Consider the following 15,615-nt stretch of genomic DNA (forward strand, 5'->3'; position numbering starts at 1 on the left):
GTTTTGGACGCGGTTTCCTTGATACCCGAGTTTGGCGGGCTTCTCTATACGATCGTTGCATTCGTGGTCGCACTGTCGGTGATCGTCGCCGTTCACGAATTCGGTCACTATATCGTCGGACGTTGGTCCGGCATCCATGCCGAGGTGTTCTCGCTGGGGTTCGGTCCGGTTCTTTTCAGCAGGGTTGATCGACGTGGTACCCGCTGGCAGTTGGCGCTTTTGCCATTCGGGGGCTACGTGAAGTTCCTTGGGGATGCGAATGCGGCATCGGGCAAAGACGACAAGTCGATAGCAGAGCTGTACCGCGAAAACCCGGAAAACCTACGGCGCACCATCCATGGCGCACCCCTGTGGGCAAGGGCCGCGACCGTAGCTGCCGGACCCGTGTTCAACTTCGTTCTTTCGGTGCTGGTGTTCGGGGCCATCTTCATGGCGCGCGGCGCCCCGAGCGATCCTTTGACCGTTGGTGAGTTGCACCCATTGCCGGAGCAAGTGCAGGAGTTGCAGATCGGCGACGAGATTGTTGCGGTCGACGGTCGTACTCTGCCCAGTTTTGCCGATACCAAACAGTGGGAAGCATTTCTCGATGAGCATCCGGTAAATCGAACGGTTGAATACACCATTCGGCGCGATGGTAACGAGACGACTGTCCGTGGCCCTTGGCTTTATCCACCGCGGATCGCGCAAGTCGCTCCGCGCAGCGCCGCGATGGATATCGAGCTTAAATCGGACGACATCATCACGGCGATCGACGGTGACAAGATAGTTGCCTTTTCGCAGCTGAAGGAAAAGGTCGAAGGTTCAGATGGGCGTGCCCTGCTGCTGGATGTCTGGCGCGATGGCGAAATGCTGGAGTTCGCGCTCAAACCCCGACGGACAGACGAACCGCAGCCAGATGGCGGTTTCATCACCCATTGGCGTATTGGCATTGTCGGCGGCATGGCGGTCGAACCTGCGTCAGAGCCGATGGGTTTCGTCGACGCATTTTCCGATGGCGTAGGCCAGACTTGGCGGATCGTGGAGGGTTCGCTTTCGGGAATCTGGCACATGATCACGGGTGCGATCAGCACCTGCAACATCTCGGGTCCGATCGGTATCGCCGAAACCTCGAGCGCAATGGCAAGCCAGGGGGCACAGAGCTTCATCTGGTTCATTGCGGTTCTGTCGACAGCAGTTGGGCTTCTCAACCTCTTTCCGATCCCGGTCCTGGATGGCGGCCACCTGGTATTTTATGCCTACGAGGCGGTGACCGGCCGGCCTCCCAGCGACAAGGTGTTGCGGGTTCTCATGGTCGCGGGCCTGACGTTGATCCTTTCGCTGATGGTTTTCTCGGTGACCAACGATCTCTTCTGCTGAGGAATGTGCGCATCGGCGACGATATGCCCAAATCTGGCCATATTCGACCGTTAGTGTCTGGATAATATCCGAACCGAAGGACCAGATGCGATGCAGGTATTGCAGCATTCATACCGCGGCCTGAGCCTTGTCATGGAGCTCAACTGGGACCGCATTCTATATGTCGGAATGATCGCGCTCGCGCTTGTCGCGGGAGCGTGGCTCGGCAGTTTCTGATTCCCCTCCAAGACTACCTACACATACCTCGAACGGAGCGGCGCGGCCCATGAGGCCGCGCTACTTTTTGTGCTTTTGACAACGCCTCCCGATGCCGTTACTCACGACCCGATGTCTGCTTGAATTTGGGTTGTGCGAAAAATGGATAACGGGACAATGGCAGGTAGATCCTGTGGTAAAAGGTTCACCTGCAGCAAGATGTTGACGCAAACGGCAGGGATTTTTTTCGCCGTCTTTGCAATGACCTTAGCGCTTTTTGTTACCGAAGTCCGGGCTCAGTCCTACAGTTTTACCAACGTTCAGGTCGAGGGGAACCAGCGCATACAGACATCGACGATCGTCAACCGTTTGGGAATCGAACGCGGTCAATCCGTCACTGGCGGACAGCTCAATGACGCTTATCAGCGGCTTCTTGACAGTGGCGTTTTTGAAACAGTCGAACTGACGCCGCGCGGCAACACCCTTGTGGTCGAAGTGCAGGAACGCCCGACGATCAACCAGATCAGTTTCGAGGGAAATCGCCGGATCAAGGATGACGCGCTGACCGAGGCGATCACATCTCAACCACGTCGCGTGTTTTCTCCGGATCAGGCCGAAGCCGACGCCGCGCGCGTGGCTGAAATCTACTCGGCGCAGGGCAGGGTAGCCGCGACGGTCGTTCCGCGTATCATCCGCCGGAACGACAACCGGGTCGATCTTGTGTTCGAGATCGCCGAGGGCGACACGGTCGAGGTCGAGCGCGTAAGCTTCGTGGGTAACCGTGCCTACTCGGACCGCCGCTTGCGTCGGGTTCTGGAAACCAAACAGGCGGGCTTGCTTCGTACCTTTATCCGGTCCGACACGTTCATCGCCGATAGGATCGAGTTCGACAAACAAGTCCTTCGCGATTTCTACCTGTCGCGCGGCTATGTCGATTTCCGCGTGAACAGCTCGAACGTGGAGTTCACGCGCGAGCGCGATGCCTTTTTCCTCGTTATGAACGTAACCGAGGGCCAGCAGTTTTCGTTCGGCCGAATATCGACAATCAGCGAAATCCCCGGCGTTGACCCTGCGGAGTACCAGGCCGCACTTAAGGTGCGACCCGGCGTGATCTACTCACCCTCCCTGGTGGAGAATTCCATTGCGCGCCTCGAGCGGCAAGGTCTCAAGAACAATGTCGATTTTCTTCGCGTCGAGCCGCGAATTACGCGGAATGATCGGGACCTCACACTCGATGTGCAATTTGCGCTCGTCAAAGGACCCCGGGTGTTCGTCGAGCGCATCGACATCGAGGGCAACACGACGACCTTGGATCGCGTGATCCGTCGCCAGTTCCTGACGGTCGAAGGCGACCCGTTCAATCCGCGCGAGATCAGAAATGCGGCGGAACGTATCCGTGCGCTCGGGTTCTTCAGCGATGCGAATGTCGAAACGCGCGAAGGATCGTCGCCCAATCAGGTGATCGTAGACGTAGACGTCGTGGAGCAGCCCACAGGGTCGTTGAACATCGGTGGTAGTTACTCGGTTGCCGATGGATTTGGTGTCGCTCTCGGACTGCAGGAAAGCAACTTCCTTGGTCGCGGCCAGAGCCTTGGTTTGACGCTTTCGACGGCGCAGGATGCAGAGCAATACGTGATCTCGTTCACCGAACCCTACCTGCTCGGCCGTCGCCTGAGGTTCGATGTTGATCTGGGTCTTGCCCGCCAGAATTCGAGCTTTGCGTCGTTCGACACCAAGCGCGCGTTTTTCAATCCGGCGCTCACCTTCGACATCGGTGAGCAATCGGCGCTGCAGTTGCGGTACAACTGGGACAACAGCGAGATGATCTCTCGTCCGACGGTACCCAACGGTGTCGTGATTGCATCGGAAATCGCCCAGGGCGAGTTGACCAGCAGTTCCCTCGGGTTGAAGTACATTTTCGACAGCCGCCGCAGCGGTCTCAACCCCAATGCGGGCTGGCTGTTCGAGGCAGGTGTCGACGCCGCCGGCTTGGGTGGAGATAACGAGTGGGTCAAGACCTCGGCCAAGGCGATTGCGCAAACTCTCGTATTGCAAGAAGAAGTGACGCTGCGCGCCACCTTCGAAGCAGGCGCCTTCAGCTGGCGCGGAAACGGGTTCAGCCGCACGATCGATCGTTTCGTACTGGGTTCGGATACTTTCCGAGGTTTCGAACCGGCAGGTGTCGGTCCGCGTGACCTGTCGAATGGCCAGGATGACGCGCTAGGCGGAAACTACTATGCAGTCGCCCGCTTCGAAGCCGAATTCCCGCTTGGTCTGCCCGAAGAACTGGGGATCCGGGGTGGCCTTTTTTATGACGTCGGCAACCTGTGGAACCTGTCCGATGTGAATACCGGCCTGGACCCGATGAACTGCACGACGCCATCCGGTGCCTGTATCGTCGGAGCCGATGGATCGTTCCGCCATGTTGTTGGCTTCTCGATCCTTTGGACGACCGGGTTCGGACCGCTGCGTTTCAACTTCTCCAAGGCCTTGAGCAAGGAAGACTTTGACAAGGAGCAGAGCTTTGACCTGACACTTCAGGCTCGGTTCTGAGACGAATGCGTTTCCTTTCTCGCCTGCGCGCGATGTTTCAGGGCCCCTTGGGGGCCCTGTTCGCCGTTATGTTGGTCGCCACTGGCCCTTCCTCACTTGCCGCACAGCAACTTGGGTTGACTGATCAATCCGGAATCCTGACGATTTCTTCGGATCGGCTTTTTGTCGATTCAGCTTTTGGGCAGCGTGTTCTGGCGGATCTTGAGGCTGAGAGTGCGGTGCTTGCGGCAGAGAATGAGCGCATTGTCGCTGAACTCAGTCGGGAAGAGCAGGATCTGACGCAGCGACGTTCGGAAATGGAGCCCGATGCATTTCGTGCATTGGCAGAGGCGTTCGACGAAAAGGTTCAGCGCCATCGCGAGAACCAGAAGGCAAAGCTTGATGCCCTTGCGATCAAGGATGACGAGGCGCGGGCCACCTTCTTTCGACTTGCGCGACCGATCCTGTCAGAACTCATGCGGGACACCGGCGCCGGTGTCATTCTGGAGCGGTCAAATGTCTTCATCAGTGCTGACAGAACTGATGTAACCGGTCTGGCGATTTCCCGTATCAATGCGGCCATCGGCGACGGTGCGCAGCTTGGCAATAGCCCGGAAGAGTGAAGCCCGCCATGCTTGCCCTGTGCGAGCGGGGTTGCTAAGGCGGTTGCCGAAACATCTCCCGACGAAGAACAGGACGTTCCAACGATGAGCGACACCCTAAAGAGCGCAGATATCCAGTTGATCCAACGGATCTTGCCGCACCGCTATCCGTTTCTGCTGGTGGACAAGGTCGTCGACATCGACGGGTACAAGTCCGCGCGCGGGATCAAGAACGTTACGATGAACGAACCGCATTTCCAGGGGCATTTCCCGGGCACGCCCATCATGCCCGGCGTCACCATTATCGAGGCAATGGCGCAGACGGCCGGCGTAATGTTGGGGGTAGGGTTCGACGTGGTGGACAGCGAATTGCTGATCTACTTCATGAACATCGAAAAAGCCAAGTTCCGTCGCAAGGTTGTCCCAGGCGACGTAATGGAGATGCATGTCGAAACCCTGCGCGGCAAACAGGGCGGCAAGATTTTCAAGTTCGGTGGCAAGGCTGTCGTCGACGGTGAAACCGCGGCCGAGGCAGAATTCTCGGCCTATGTCGACTGGACCATGGAAAAGACGACATGAGCGAGATCCACCCGACAGCAATCATCGAAGAAGGCGCGCAGGTCGGAGCCGATTGCGTGATCGGTGCTTATTGTGTGATCGGGTCCAAGGTGCGACTGGGCGACAGGGTGGAGTTGAAGCCGCATGTTGTCGTCACCGGAGACACCGAGATTGGCGAAGATACAACTATATACAGTTTCTCGGTGATTGGAGAGATACCGCAGGACAAGAAATTCGGCGGTGAGGACACCAAACTTGTCATCGGCAAGCGAAACCGCATCCGCGAGCATGTGACCATGAACTGCGGCACCGAGGGCGGCGGTGGGATAACCCGGGTCGGAGATGACGGTTTGTTCATGGCCGGCTGCCATATCGCGCATGATTGCCAAGTCGGGGATCGCGTGATCGTGGTCAACCAGGTCGCGCTTGCCGGTCATGTCGTTCTGGGTGACGACGCGATCATAGGGGGCTTGTCGGGCGTGCACCAGTTCGTGCGCGTTGGAAAAGGTGCAATTGTTGGCGGTCTGACCAAGGTCACGCATGACGTGATTCCCTATGGTCAGGTTCAGGCCGCTGCCGGTAGCCTCGTGGGGCTCAACCTCGTCGGCTTGCGCAGGCGCGGCGTGCCGCGCGAAGACATATCTGCACTGCGGGACGGTTTCAAAGCCCTGGCGGGGTCCGAAGGTTCGTTTCAGGACAGGGCGCGGGCGCTTCGGGACAGTACGCAAAGCGCTTATGTGCGCGAGATAACCGATTTCATCCTGAGCGACAGTGATCGCTCCTTCCATACGCCAAAGGTCTGAACATGGCTCTGGCCTTGATTGCAGGCGAAGGGGCCTTGCCGGCAGAGGTGGTTCGACACCAATCCGAACCGCCGTTGATCTGTGGGCTGGAAGGGTTCGCGCCGGATGACCTGTCTGTCGACCTATGGTTCCGCATAGAAACGCTTGGCACGCTTCTGCGTGATTTGAAGGAGCGGGGCGTCGAGAGGGTCTGTATGGCGGGTGCCACCCGCCGACCCGAGGTTGACCCGTCCCGCATCGATGCAGCCACCATGCGCCTCGTTCCGCGACTGCAGAAAGCGATCCTCGCCGGTGACGACGGTGCGCTACGCGCGGTTGTCGAGATCTTCGAAGAAGCCGGGTTTGTCGTAAGCGGTGCGCATGAAATCGCACCTGCCATTCTGCCACCGGTCGGGTGCCTTACCGAACACCATCCGGAAGAGCAAGATATTGACGACGCCGCGCGTGCCGCCGGGATCGTTCGGGCCATGAGTTCTGTCGATGTGGGGCAAGCCTGTGTCGTCCTGCGCGGACAAGCTTTGGCGATAGAGAGCTTGTTTGGCACGGATTGGATGTTGCGCTCTCTGACTTTGCGCCCTGATGCAGGCGGTGGTGTCCTCTTCAAGGCTCCCAAACCCGATCAGGATCGAAGGGTCGATTTGCCGACCATCGGTCCGGATACGGTCAATGCCGCAGTTGCGGCGGGTTTGTCCGGCATCGTGATTGAAAAGGGCGGGGTGATCGTTCTCGATCGAGAGGCCGTTGTAGCGGAATGCAACGCGCTTGGTTTGTTCCTCATGGTAAGGGAGCGCGCATCCTGATGCGTGTCTTCCTGGTGGCCGGAGAACCCTCGGGCGACCGGCTTGGCGGGGCGTTAATGGAGGGGTTGCGAGAGCTGTGCCCTGACATCGTTTTTGACGGCGTCGGTGGGTCCAACATGCAAGCCCAAGGGTTTAGCAGTCGCTTCCCGATGGAAGAATTGAGCGTGATGGGACTAGTGGAGGTTCTGCCGAAGTTCTTTCACCTCAAACGGCGGATAGAGGAAACCGCACAAGCGGTTCTCGAATTCCGCCCCGATGTTCTGATCACGATCGACAGTCCCGATTTCGGTCTGCGTGTAGCCCGTCGGATCAAGGCCGCCAGCAGCATCCGCACGGTTCACTATGTCGCGCCCAGCGTCTGGGCCTGGAGGCCGGGACGAGCGGACAAGATGGCCAAGGTCATCGACCATGTTCTCGCTCTGTTGCCTTTCGAGCCGCCCTGGATGGAGCGTGCAGGCATGAAGTGCGATTTCGTCGGTCATCCTGTCGTGAATGAACCCGTTGCCACCGCCGTTGAAATCGAGGCGTTCAGGACGCGATCAGGGCTGGGTGAGGCGCCGATACTTCTTGTTCTGCCCGGCTCCCGGCGTGGGGAGGTCGAACGTCTCGCACCGGTTTTCGGTGCGGCGGTTTCCCGGTTTCTTGCTGACAAGCCTGAATGGCGCGTGGTTGTCCCGACCGTGCCACATGTTGCGGCACTGGTGTCGGACTACACGGCCCGGTGGCCCGGCAAGCCGGTGGTCCTCACACCGGATTCTTCGGATCCGACCGGGTCTGCGACGCAAAAGCGAGCAGCGTTCGGCGCAGCGGGACTGGCATTGGCCGCGTCCGGGACAGTTTCACTGGAACTTGCGGCTCAATCGACCCCGATGGTCATTGCATACAAGGTCAGCTGGCTGACGCAGAAAATAGCCGAACGCATGGTGACTGTGGATACAGTGACCCTCGTCAACCTCGTGAGCGAAACTCGGGCGGTGCCGGAATGCCTCGGACCGGACTGCACGCCAGAGCGTATCGCGGACAAACTGACCGCGGTTTATTCATCGCCCGGAGCGCAAGCTTCGGCAATGAGCGCGACGATGCAACGTCTGGGCCGTGGCGGTGAGGCGCCAGGCTTCCGCGCCGCGCGGGCCGTTCTGGACCGTATGCCGTGACTTCCGTTGATGTGATTCTGTTCGGCGCGACGGCTGCGCTGGCGCAGATCCTTACAAACCTCGATAACTTTGCGGTGCTTATGGCGGCTTGCGTTTCTATGGGCGTTCCGCGTGCCGTCGGCGGCTACATCCTTGCGCAGGTCCTCGTCTTGCTCGCCGCGATGGCCGTCGGGCTTGGCCTCGGTGACATCTCCCCGCGCTGGACGGGATTTCTCGGCCTGCTTCCCCTTGGTCTTGGAGTGCACGGCGTTTGGCGACAGATTCGAAACGGCAATGAAAGTGACGATGCAATTCGACCTCAGGGGTCACTTCTGGTAGCAGCAACTGTCTTTCTCGGCCTGTCGATCGACAGTTTTTCGGTCATGGCACCGCTACTTGCCGAGTCCGCCGGCATTTTCCGAATGACAGGGTTGATCGGCGCAATGGTCGCGGTCGCAGCACTGGGATGTCTCGCGGCGCTTAGCCACAATCGCTCACGGCTGCTGGCACGTCTGGGCGAACATTCCGACAAAATTGCGCCCTATATCCTGATCTCGGTGGGGCTTTACATTCTGGCGAATACCTCGACCGATCTGCAATGATCAGGCGCCGCGCCAGATCCATCCCCCGCCAAAAATGCGCGTTCCGTCGGTTTCATAGAACACGCAGGCCTGCCCGGGCGATACCCCTTCTTCGGGTGTAAACAGTTCCACCTCGGCTTCGGTTTCCGAGATCGGACGCACGATCGCTTCGCGCCCAGGGCGCGTGGACCGGACCTTAACCGAGAGGTGCCATTCCTTTTGCGAGGTAAAGGGCGCGTCGCCTAGCCAGTTGATTTCACGAACGGGAATGGTCCGCGTGGCCAGCATTTCCTTGGGGCCAACAACGACACGCCTGTTATCGACATCCAGTTTGACAACGTAAAGTGGCTCGCTCAATCCGCCGATGCCCAGGCCTCGGCGCTGCCCGATGGTATAATGGATAACGCCTTCATGCGCGCCTAGAACGCGACCGTCCGCGTGAACAATTTCACCCGGCTCTGCCGCCCCGGGCCGCAGCTTCTCGATCACGCTGGCATAGTTGCCGTTGGGTACAAAGCAGATGTCTTGGCTGTCGGGCTTGTCAGCCACGGCAAGACCGTACTGTGCGGCAAGCGCTCGCGTCGCATCCTTCGAAGGCAGATGGCCCAGCGGAAAGCGTAGATAGTCCAGTTGCTCCGGTGTGGTGGAGAACAGGAAATAACTTTGGTCGCGGTTCGCATCCTCGGCGCTGTGCAGTTCGGGGCCATGCGGGCCTTGTTTGCGTTGGATGTAGTGGCCCGTCGCCATGCAATCGGCCTCCAGGTCGCGGGCCGTTTCCAATAGGTCCTTGAACTTCACCCGTTCGTTGCAGCGGATGCATGGAACCGGTGTTGCACCAGCGAGATAGCTGTCCGCGAACTCATCGATCACGGCATCCTTGAAAATGTTCTCATAGTCGAGAACGTAATGCGGAAAACCGCGTTCTTCTGCGACCCGACGCGCATCGTGGATATCGATGCCAGCGCAGCACGCACCTTTTTTCGCAAGGGCAGCCCCGTGATCGTAGAGCTGCAGGGTCACTCCGACCACGTCGTAGCCCTGGTCGTGCAAATGTGCCGCCACGACGGAACTGTCGACGCCGCCCGACATCGCAACCACGACCCGCGTTTGCGCGGGCGGTTTCGCAAAGCCCAAAGAGTTGAGCGGTGTCTCGCTGTCGAGAGCCATGATGATTCATCCTGATCGGAAACGGAGAAGACCGCCAGAATATAGGAAAATCCGACACACTCTCAAGGGGCGGTTTCATCGGCGGTTAAGTAGGCTTCGCAAGAGTCCAGCCGAAGTCGAGAAAGGAGCAGACGATGTTCTTGCGAAAGGTTGAAGGCCCGCGATCCGTTACACTGCCGGACGGTACGATAATGACACGCGCCGATCTTCCGGCGCCCGATACGCGGCGTTGGGTAGCATCGCGAAAGATCGCCGTGGTGCGCGGCGTTCTCTATGGGTTGATCACGACGTCCGAGGCGAAACGCATTTACGGGTTGAGCGACGAAGAATTCAATTCCTGGGTCGGTGCCTTGGCCGAACATGGCGCGGATGCGCTCAAGGTAACGACGCTCAAAAAATATCGACAACTTTAGGTTGATTGTGAATAAATACATTATCGGTAACGCGGAGTTAACCTTTATTGGCCACCGTCGAACCGAATGAGAACATCGGTTTAAGGCGGAGATCTGATAATGCGCATCCTTCTTGTCGAGGACGATCCGACGACCTCGAAAAGCATCGAACTCATGCTCACGCACGCAAACCTAAATGTCTACGCGACCGATCTGGGGGAAGAGGGTATCGACCTCGCCAAACTCTACGATTACGATCTGATTCTGCTCGACCTCAATCTGCCCGACATGAATGGTCACGAGGTCTTGCGTCAATTGCGTATGGCTCGGATCGAAACGCCGATTCTTATCCTCTCAGGTGCGGATGATACGGAAAGCAAGATCAAGGGATTTGGTTTCGGTGCGGATGACTATCTGACCAAGCCCTTTCATCGCGAAGAACTCGTGGCGCGAATCCATGCGATCATTCGGCGATCAAAGGGGCATTCCCAATCGGTGATCCGAACCGGCAAGGTTTCGGTCAATCTCGATGCAAAAACGGTCGAGGCCGAGGGGCAACCCGTGCATCTGACCGGCAAGGAATACCAGATGCTGGAGCTCCTCTCTTTGCGTAAGGGCACGACGCTGACAAAGGAAATGTTCCTGAACCATCTTTATGGCGGCATGGACGAGCCGGAACTCAAGATCATCGATGTGTTCATTTGCAAGCTGCGCAAGAAACTCTCCACCGCGACCGGAGGGGAGAGCTATATCGAAACCGTCTGGGGACGCGGATACGTTTTGCGCGATCCGCAGAAAGATTCGATCGACGATCCGCGCCTAGCCGTCGGGGCCTGACGAACCTCACCATAAGTCCTGACCGATCTTGCCTCACACTCACGGGACGTCTGGACCTGCCCATGGCCTCGCCCTATCACTTGTGCGGAATTGAACGCACCGGGGCGAGGTCATGACAGACACAAAGGAACCGAGCCAGTTGAGCGAGGCTGAAGCGCGGTCCGAACTGGCGCGGTTGGCCGATCTCCTGGCCCGCGCGAACAAAGCTTATCACACCGAAGACGCGCCCGAGATCAGCGATGCGGAATACGACGCGCTGAAGCGTCGAAACGCAGAAATCGAAACCGCGTTCCCCGCTCTGAAACGCGAGGACAGCCCTTCCGAGCAAGTTGGCGCACGCCCGGCAGAGGGTTTTGCCAAGGTGACCCATGCCGTTCGTATGCTGTCGCTTGGCAATGCATTCGACGACGATGAAGTGCGCGATTTCGACCGTTCGGTTCGCAAGTATCTGGGCCTCGATCTGGACAGTCGATTGAATTACACGGCCGAGCCCAAAATCGACGGTCTGTCATTGTCGCTGCGCTATGAGAACGGGAACCTTGTTCAGGCTGCAACCCGTGGCGATGGCGAGGTGGGCGAGAATGTGACCGCCAACGCTCGTACCATCGATGATATCCCGGAGCGGTTGGCGGATGCACCGGATGTCCTTGAGGTACGTGGCGAAGTCTATATGTCGCATGAGGACTTCGCGGACTTGAATGAGCGGCAGGCAGATGCGGGCGGTAAGAGGTTTGCCAACCCGCGCAACGCCGCGGCCGGGTCGCTGAGACAACTCGACCCGAGTGTCACGCGCGATCGACCCTTGCGATTTTTTGCCTATGCATGGGGTGAGGCCTCTGCTGCACTGGCGGAAACGCAAATCTTGGCCATCGAGAGACTTCGTTCGCTTGGCTTTGCAACCAACCCTTTGACGCGGCTTTGCGACGGACCCGACGAGATGGTCGCGCATTACCGCGAGATTGAGGCACAACGAGCCACCCTCGGCTATGATATCGACGGCGTGGTTTACAAGGTGAACGATCTGGCGCTGCAAGGTCGCCTGGGGTTTCGGTCGACCACGCCGCGATGGGCGATTGCGCACAAGTTTCCGGCCGAACTGGCCTGGACGCGTCTTGAGGCTATCGACATTCAGGTCGGACGTACGGGTGCGCTCAGCCCCGTGGCGCGCCTTGCCCCGGTCACGGTCGGAGGGGTGGTGGTGTCAAATGCGACACTTCACAACGAGGATTACATTGCGGGACGCGATGCAAAAGGCGGCCAGATCCGCGATGGCAAGGACATCCGCATCGGCGACTGGGTGCAGGTGTATCGTGCCGGGGATGTGATTCCCAAGATTGCCGATGTGGACCTTTCTAAACGCCCGAAAGATGCGACGCCTTTCGAATTCCCGACCATCTGTCCCGAATGTAGTAGCGAAGCGATCCGGGAGGAAGGCGACGCTGTCCGCCGTTGCACCGGGGGGCTGATCTGCCCCGCGCAGGCGGTGGAGAAGCTGAAGCATTTCGTATCTCGCGCAGCTTTTGATATCGAGGGCTTGGGGGCGAAACAGGTCGAGCAATTCTACCGCGATGGCTGGATCAGCGAACCTGCTGAGATCTTTACCCTTCGTGAGCGGTTCGGCAGCGGACTTCAACAACTCAAGAACCGCGAAGGTTGGGGCGAGAAATCTGCCGAAAACCTCTTCGCGGCCATTGATGCCAGCCGAAACGTGGATTTCAATCGGCTTCTCTTTGGCCTTGGGATCCGCCACCTCGGCGAGGTGGCTGCCAAGGATCTGGCCCGACATTTCAGTGATTGGGCCGCTCTGGCTGATGCGGCCGACCGAGCCGCCAAGGAAGGTGAAAGCGGAACCGCCTGGGCCGAATTCACCGGGATTGACGGTGTGGGTGATACGCTGACCCGAGCGCTGGTCACCAGTCTTGCCCAGCCCGAAGAGCGGGCGTCGATCGAGCGCCTTGTCGCCCATCTCGATATTCAACCCTTGGCGGCGCAAGCAAGCGACAGCCCGGTGGCTGGAAAAACGGTGGTGTTCACCGGGACATTGGAAAAAATGACCCGTGCCGAGGCCAAGGCCCGCGCCGAAGCGCTGGGGGCCAAGGTGTCGGGGTCTGTGAGCGCCAAGACCGACCTGCTTGTCGCCGGCCCCGGTGCCGGATCAAAAGCCAAGAAAGCAGCGGAACTTGGAATTGAAACCGTTGACGAGGATGGGTGGCTCGCCCTTATCGGCGACGGATGAGTGGGCGACCGGAAATCCTCTACCCTCTGTTTGCCGACCTGGAAACGCTGGAGGGCGTGGGGCCCAAAACCGCGAAATTATTGGGACAAATCGAGATAGAGAGTCCGCGCGACGTTCTCTTTGCCCTCCCATACGCCGTGATCGACAGGCGGCGGCGCGAGACGATCGACGGGCTGGACCTGCCATCCACGGCCACGGTCGAGGTCACCGTGGGTGCGCACCGTCCACCACGGAGTCGTGGTGGCGCCTACCGTATCCATGTCGAAGATGCGCGGACAGACTTTCAACTCGTCTTCTTTCACGCCCGCGGCGAGTACCTGAGGCGGGTATTGCCCCAAGGGGCACGCCGTCTCGTGTCTGGCCGCCTCGAGCTTTTCGATGGCATGGCGCAGATGGTCCATCCCGACCATATCGCGCCGGTCGAAGACGCAGGTGAAATTCCCGAGTTCGAACCGGTCTACCACCTGACACACGGGGTGACCCAAAAGACTGCCTTCAAGGCGGCAAACAGCGCGCTTGCACGCGCGCCGGACCTGCCGGAATGGGCTGATCCTGCGCAGGTCAAACGGGAGAACTGGCCGTCCTGGAGAGATGCCATTCGTGCCTGCCACACGCCACGCGGTTTGGACGACATCCTGCCAACTGCACCGGCTCGGGCACGGCTGGCCTATGACGAGTTGCTGGCGCATCAACTGACGCTGGCACTGGCGCGACGACGTGAGCGCAAGTCACGCGGCATCTCGAGCCGGGCAACGGGGCGGTTGCAGGCGAAAGTGCTGAAAACCCTTCCTTACAGGCCGACAGGGGCGCAAACACGCGCCATCGAAGAAATCGCCGCGGATATGGCTGCCGACACCCGGATGAACCGCTTGCTCCAAGGGGATGTGGGCGCGGGAAAGACCCTCGTCGCATTCATGGCCCTTCTCGTCGCCGTTGAAGCGGGCGGGCAGGGGGTGATGATGGCCCCTACCGAGATCCTCGCGCGACAGCATCTCGAAGGGTTGCGCCCGCTCGCCGAGGAGGCTGGCGTGGTCCTCGAACTGTTGACCGGGCGCGACAAGGGGCCGGAACGGCGCGCAAAGCTCGCTGCGCTGGAACGCGGCGATATCCAGATCCTCGTGGGGACCCACGCTGTTTTCCAATCTGACGTGAAGTTTCACGGTCTGCGCCTTGCGATCGTCGACGAGCAGCACCGTTTCGGCGTACGACAGCGAATGGAACTGGCAGAAAAAGGCAAGGGCGCGGATGTTCTGGTTATGACTGCGACGCCGATCCCGCGCAGCCTTGCATTATCGCAATATGGCGACATGGATGTTTCCGTTCTTGATGAGAAACCTCCCGGACGCAAACCGGTGAAAACCGCCATCGTCAGCACGCAGCGCATGGACGACGTGGTTGGTCATCTTCGGCGGGCAATCGGTGAGGGCCGACAGTGTTATTGGGTCTGTCCGCTGGTGGATGAATCCGAGGTCAGCGATCTGACCTCAGCCGAAGAGCGGTTCAAGCGGCTGCGCGCTACATTGGGCGATGGGATTGTCGGTCTGGTCCACGGTCAGATGCCGCCGGCCGAAAAAGACGCGGCCATGGCAGCGTTCCAGTCTGGCCAGACAAAGGTCCTGGTGGCGACCACGGTCATCGAAGTCGGCGTCAATGTCCCGAATGCCTCGATCATGGTCATTGAACGCGCCGAGATATTCGGCCTTGCGCAGTTGCACCAGTTGCGTGGCCGAGTAGGGCGTGGGGCGGCCGAAAGCACCTGCCTTCTGATGTATCAGGCCCCGCTCAGCGAAGGGGGGCGTAAACGGCTTGAGGTGCTCCGACAGACCGAAGACGGGTTCCGCATCGCCGAAACCGACCTTGAAATGCGCGGGGCGGGTGACCTGATCGGCACGGCGCAATCGGGCTTGCCACGGTTCCGGATCGCCGATCTTGAACGGCAGGCCGGTCTGATGGCCATCGCCCAATCCGATGCGAGAGCCTTGTTGGCCGCGGATCCTGAATTGGATGGGCCCAGAGGCAAGGCTGCGCGCATCCTCCTGTGGTTGATGCAACAGGACAGAGCGATCCGATTGATATCTGTCGGGTGAATGTGTTCTCGGATGTTCGCGAATGTTCTCATAAAGTTCTTGACCGAGTCGGTGAAAGATGAGAACAAAGGGTCAACAAAGAGTTAAGACCTGACTTTGCCGGGAGAGAGACCATGCTTACCCAGATCAAGACGACACTTCTTCGTTCGCGTGCAACGCTGTTTCACGACATGGTCGGCGCGGCATCTCTCGTAGTGATCCTGATGGTCGCGCTGCACTTGCCCGGTTTCTGATTTCTGCCTGCGTTTACCGTGCCGGGCCGCCCGCGCATCCCATCCTATCCGATGCCAAGGGTGACCTGCCTGTCCCAAGACCCCTGAGACGCCATGCCTCGGC

Annotated in this window: 14 protein-coding genes; 13 read left to right on the forward strand and 1 reads right to left on the reverse strand. The window is 59.2% G+C overall.

Going from position 1 to position 15,615, the window contains the following annotated elements:
• The first annotated feature begins 3 nt into the window (after positions 1-3).
• From rseP to ACFORG_RS21755, 9 genes are all read left to right on the forward strand, one after another.
• Complete coding sequence (gene rseP / locus ACFORG_RS21715) at positions 4-1,356, forward strand: RIP metalloprotease RseP (RefSeq protein ID WP_386737683.1); 1,353 nt, start codon at positions 4-6, stop codon at positions 1,354-1,356.
• A gap of 90 nt (positions 1,357-1,446) precedes the next feature.
• The gene (locus ACFORG_RS21720) at positions 1,447-1,572 is read left to right on the forward strand and encodes a hypothetical protein (RefSeq protein WP_386737684.1); all 126 of its coding nucleotides are present in this window, start codon (positions 1,447-1,449) and stop codon (positions 1,570-1,572) included.
• 141 nt (positions 1,573-1,713) lie between these two features.
• Positions 1,714-4,104: an outer membrane protein assembly factor BamA gene (gene bamA / locus ACFORG_RS21725; RefSeq protein ID WP_386737685.1), complete on the forward strand. Its 2,391-nt coding sequence runs from the start codon at positions 1,714-1,716 to the stop codon at positions 4,102-4,104.
• Between the two features lie 116 nt (positions 4,105-4,220).
• Positions 4,221-4,706 (forward strand): OmpH family outer membrane protein, encoded by a 486-nt coding sequence (locus ACFORG_RS21730; protein ID WP_386737686.1) that lies wholly within the window; start codon positions 4,221-4,223, stop codon positions 4,704-4,706.
• 84 nt (positions 4,707-4,790) lie between these two features.
• Complete coding sequence (gene fabZ, locus ACFORG_RS21735) at positions 4,791-5,264, forward strand: 3-hydroxyacyl-ACP dehydratase FabZ (protein WP_386737687.1); 474 nt, start codon at positions 4,791-4,793, stop codon at positions 5,262-5,264.
• Positions 5,261-6,046, forward strand: a complete 786-nt coding sequence (gene lpxA / locus ACFORG_RS21740; RefSeq protein ID WP_386737688.1) for an acyl-ACP--UDP-N-acetylglucosamine O-acyltransferase — start codon at positions 5,261-5,263, stop codon at positions 6,044-6,046. Before fabZ ends, lpxA begins: the two co-directional genes overlap by 4 nt.
• Before the next feature lie 2 nt (positions 6,047-6,048).
• Positions 6,049-6,846, forward strand: a complete 798-nt coding sequence (locus ACFORG_RS21745) for an LpxI family protein (protein WP_386737689.1) — start codon at positions 6,049-6,051, stop codon at positions 6,844-6,846.
• Positions 6,846-8,000 carry a lipid-A-disaccharide synthase gene (lpxB, locus tag ACFORG_RS21750; RefSeq protein ID WP_386737690.1) on the forward strand — a complete coding sequence of 385 codons (1,155 nt, stop codon included), beginning with the start codon at positions 6,846-6,848 and terminating at the stop codon, positions 7,998-8,000. Before ACFORG_RS21745 ends, lpxB begins: the two co-directional genes overlap by 1 nt.
• The gene (locus ACFORG_RS21755) at positions 7,997-8,581 is read left to right on the forward strand and encodes a hypothetical protein (protein WP_386737691.1); all 585 of its coding nucleotides are present in this window, start codon (positions 7,997-7,999) and stop codon (positions 8,579-8,581) included. The genes lpxB and ACFORG_RS21755 overlap by 4 nt, the downstream gene beginning before the upstream one ends.
• On the opposite strand, the gene mnmA is transcribed toward ACFORG_RS21755, so the two are convergent.
• Positions 8,582-9,727, reverse strand: coding sequence for a tRNA 2-thiouridine(34) synthase MnmA (mnmA, locus tag ACFORG_RS21760; RefSeq protein WP_386737692.1), 1,146 nt, complete (start codon positions 9,725-9,727; stop codon positions 8,582-8,584).
• A 134-nt stretch (positions 9,728-9,861) separates the two neighbouring features.
• On the opposite strand from mnmA, the gene sciP reads away from it, so the two are divergent.
• The 4 genes from sciP to recG all read left to right on the forward strand — a co-directional run bounded on the left by sciP (position 9,862) and on the right by recG (position 15,279).
• The gene (gene sciP, locus ACFORG_RS21765) at positions 9,862-10,140 is read left to right on the forward strand and encodes a CtrA inhibitor SciP (RefSeq protein ID WP_386737693.1); all 279 of its coding nucleotides are present in this window, start codon (positions 9,862-9,864) and stop codon (positions 10,138-10,140) included.
• A gap of 99 nt (positions 10,141-10,239) precedes the next feature.
• Complete coding sequence (gene ctrA / locus ACFORG_RS21770) at positions 10,240-10,956, forward strand: response regulator transcription factor CtrA (protein WP_386737694.1); 717 nt, start codon at positions 10,240-10,242, stop codon at positions 10,954-10,956.
• Between the two features lie 112 nt (positions 10,957-11,068).
• Positions 11,069-13,192 carry an NAD-dependent DNA ligase LigA gene (gene ligA / locus ACFORG_RS21775; RefSeq protein WP_386737695.1) on the forward strand — a complete coding sequence of 708 codons (2,124 nt, stop codon included), beginning with the start codon at positions 11,069-11,071 and terminating at the stop codon, positions 13,190-13,192.
• Positions 13,189-15,279 (forward strand): ATP-dependent DNA helicase RecG, encoded by a 2,091-nt coding sequence (gene recG, locus ACFORG_RS21780; protein ID WP_386737696.1) that lies wholly within the window; start codon positions 13,189-13,191, stop codon positions 15,277-15,279. Before ligA ends, recG begins: the two co-directional genes overlap by 4 nt.
• The last annotated feature ends 336 nt before the right edge of the window (positions 15,280-15,615 follow it).

Origin of the sequence: Lutimaribacter marinistellae (assembly GCF_042648365.1) — a bacterium.
In the GTDB taxonomy this organism is placed as follows: Bacteria; Pseudomonadota; Alphaproteobacteria; order Rhodobacterales; family Rhodobacteraceae; genus Lutimaribacter_A; species Lutimaribacter_A marinistellae.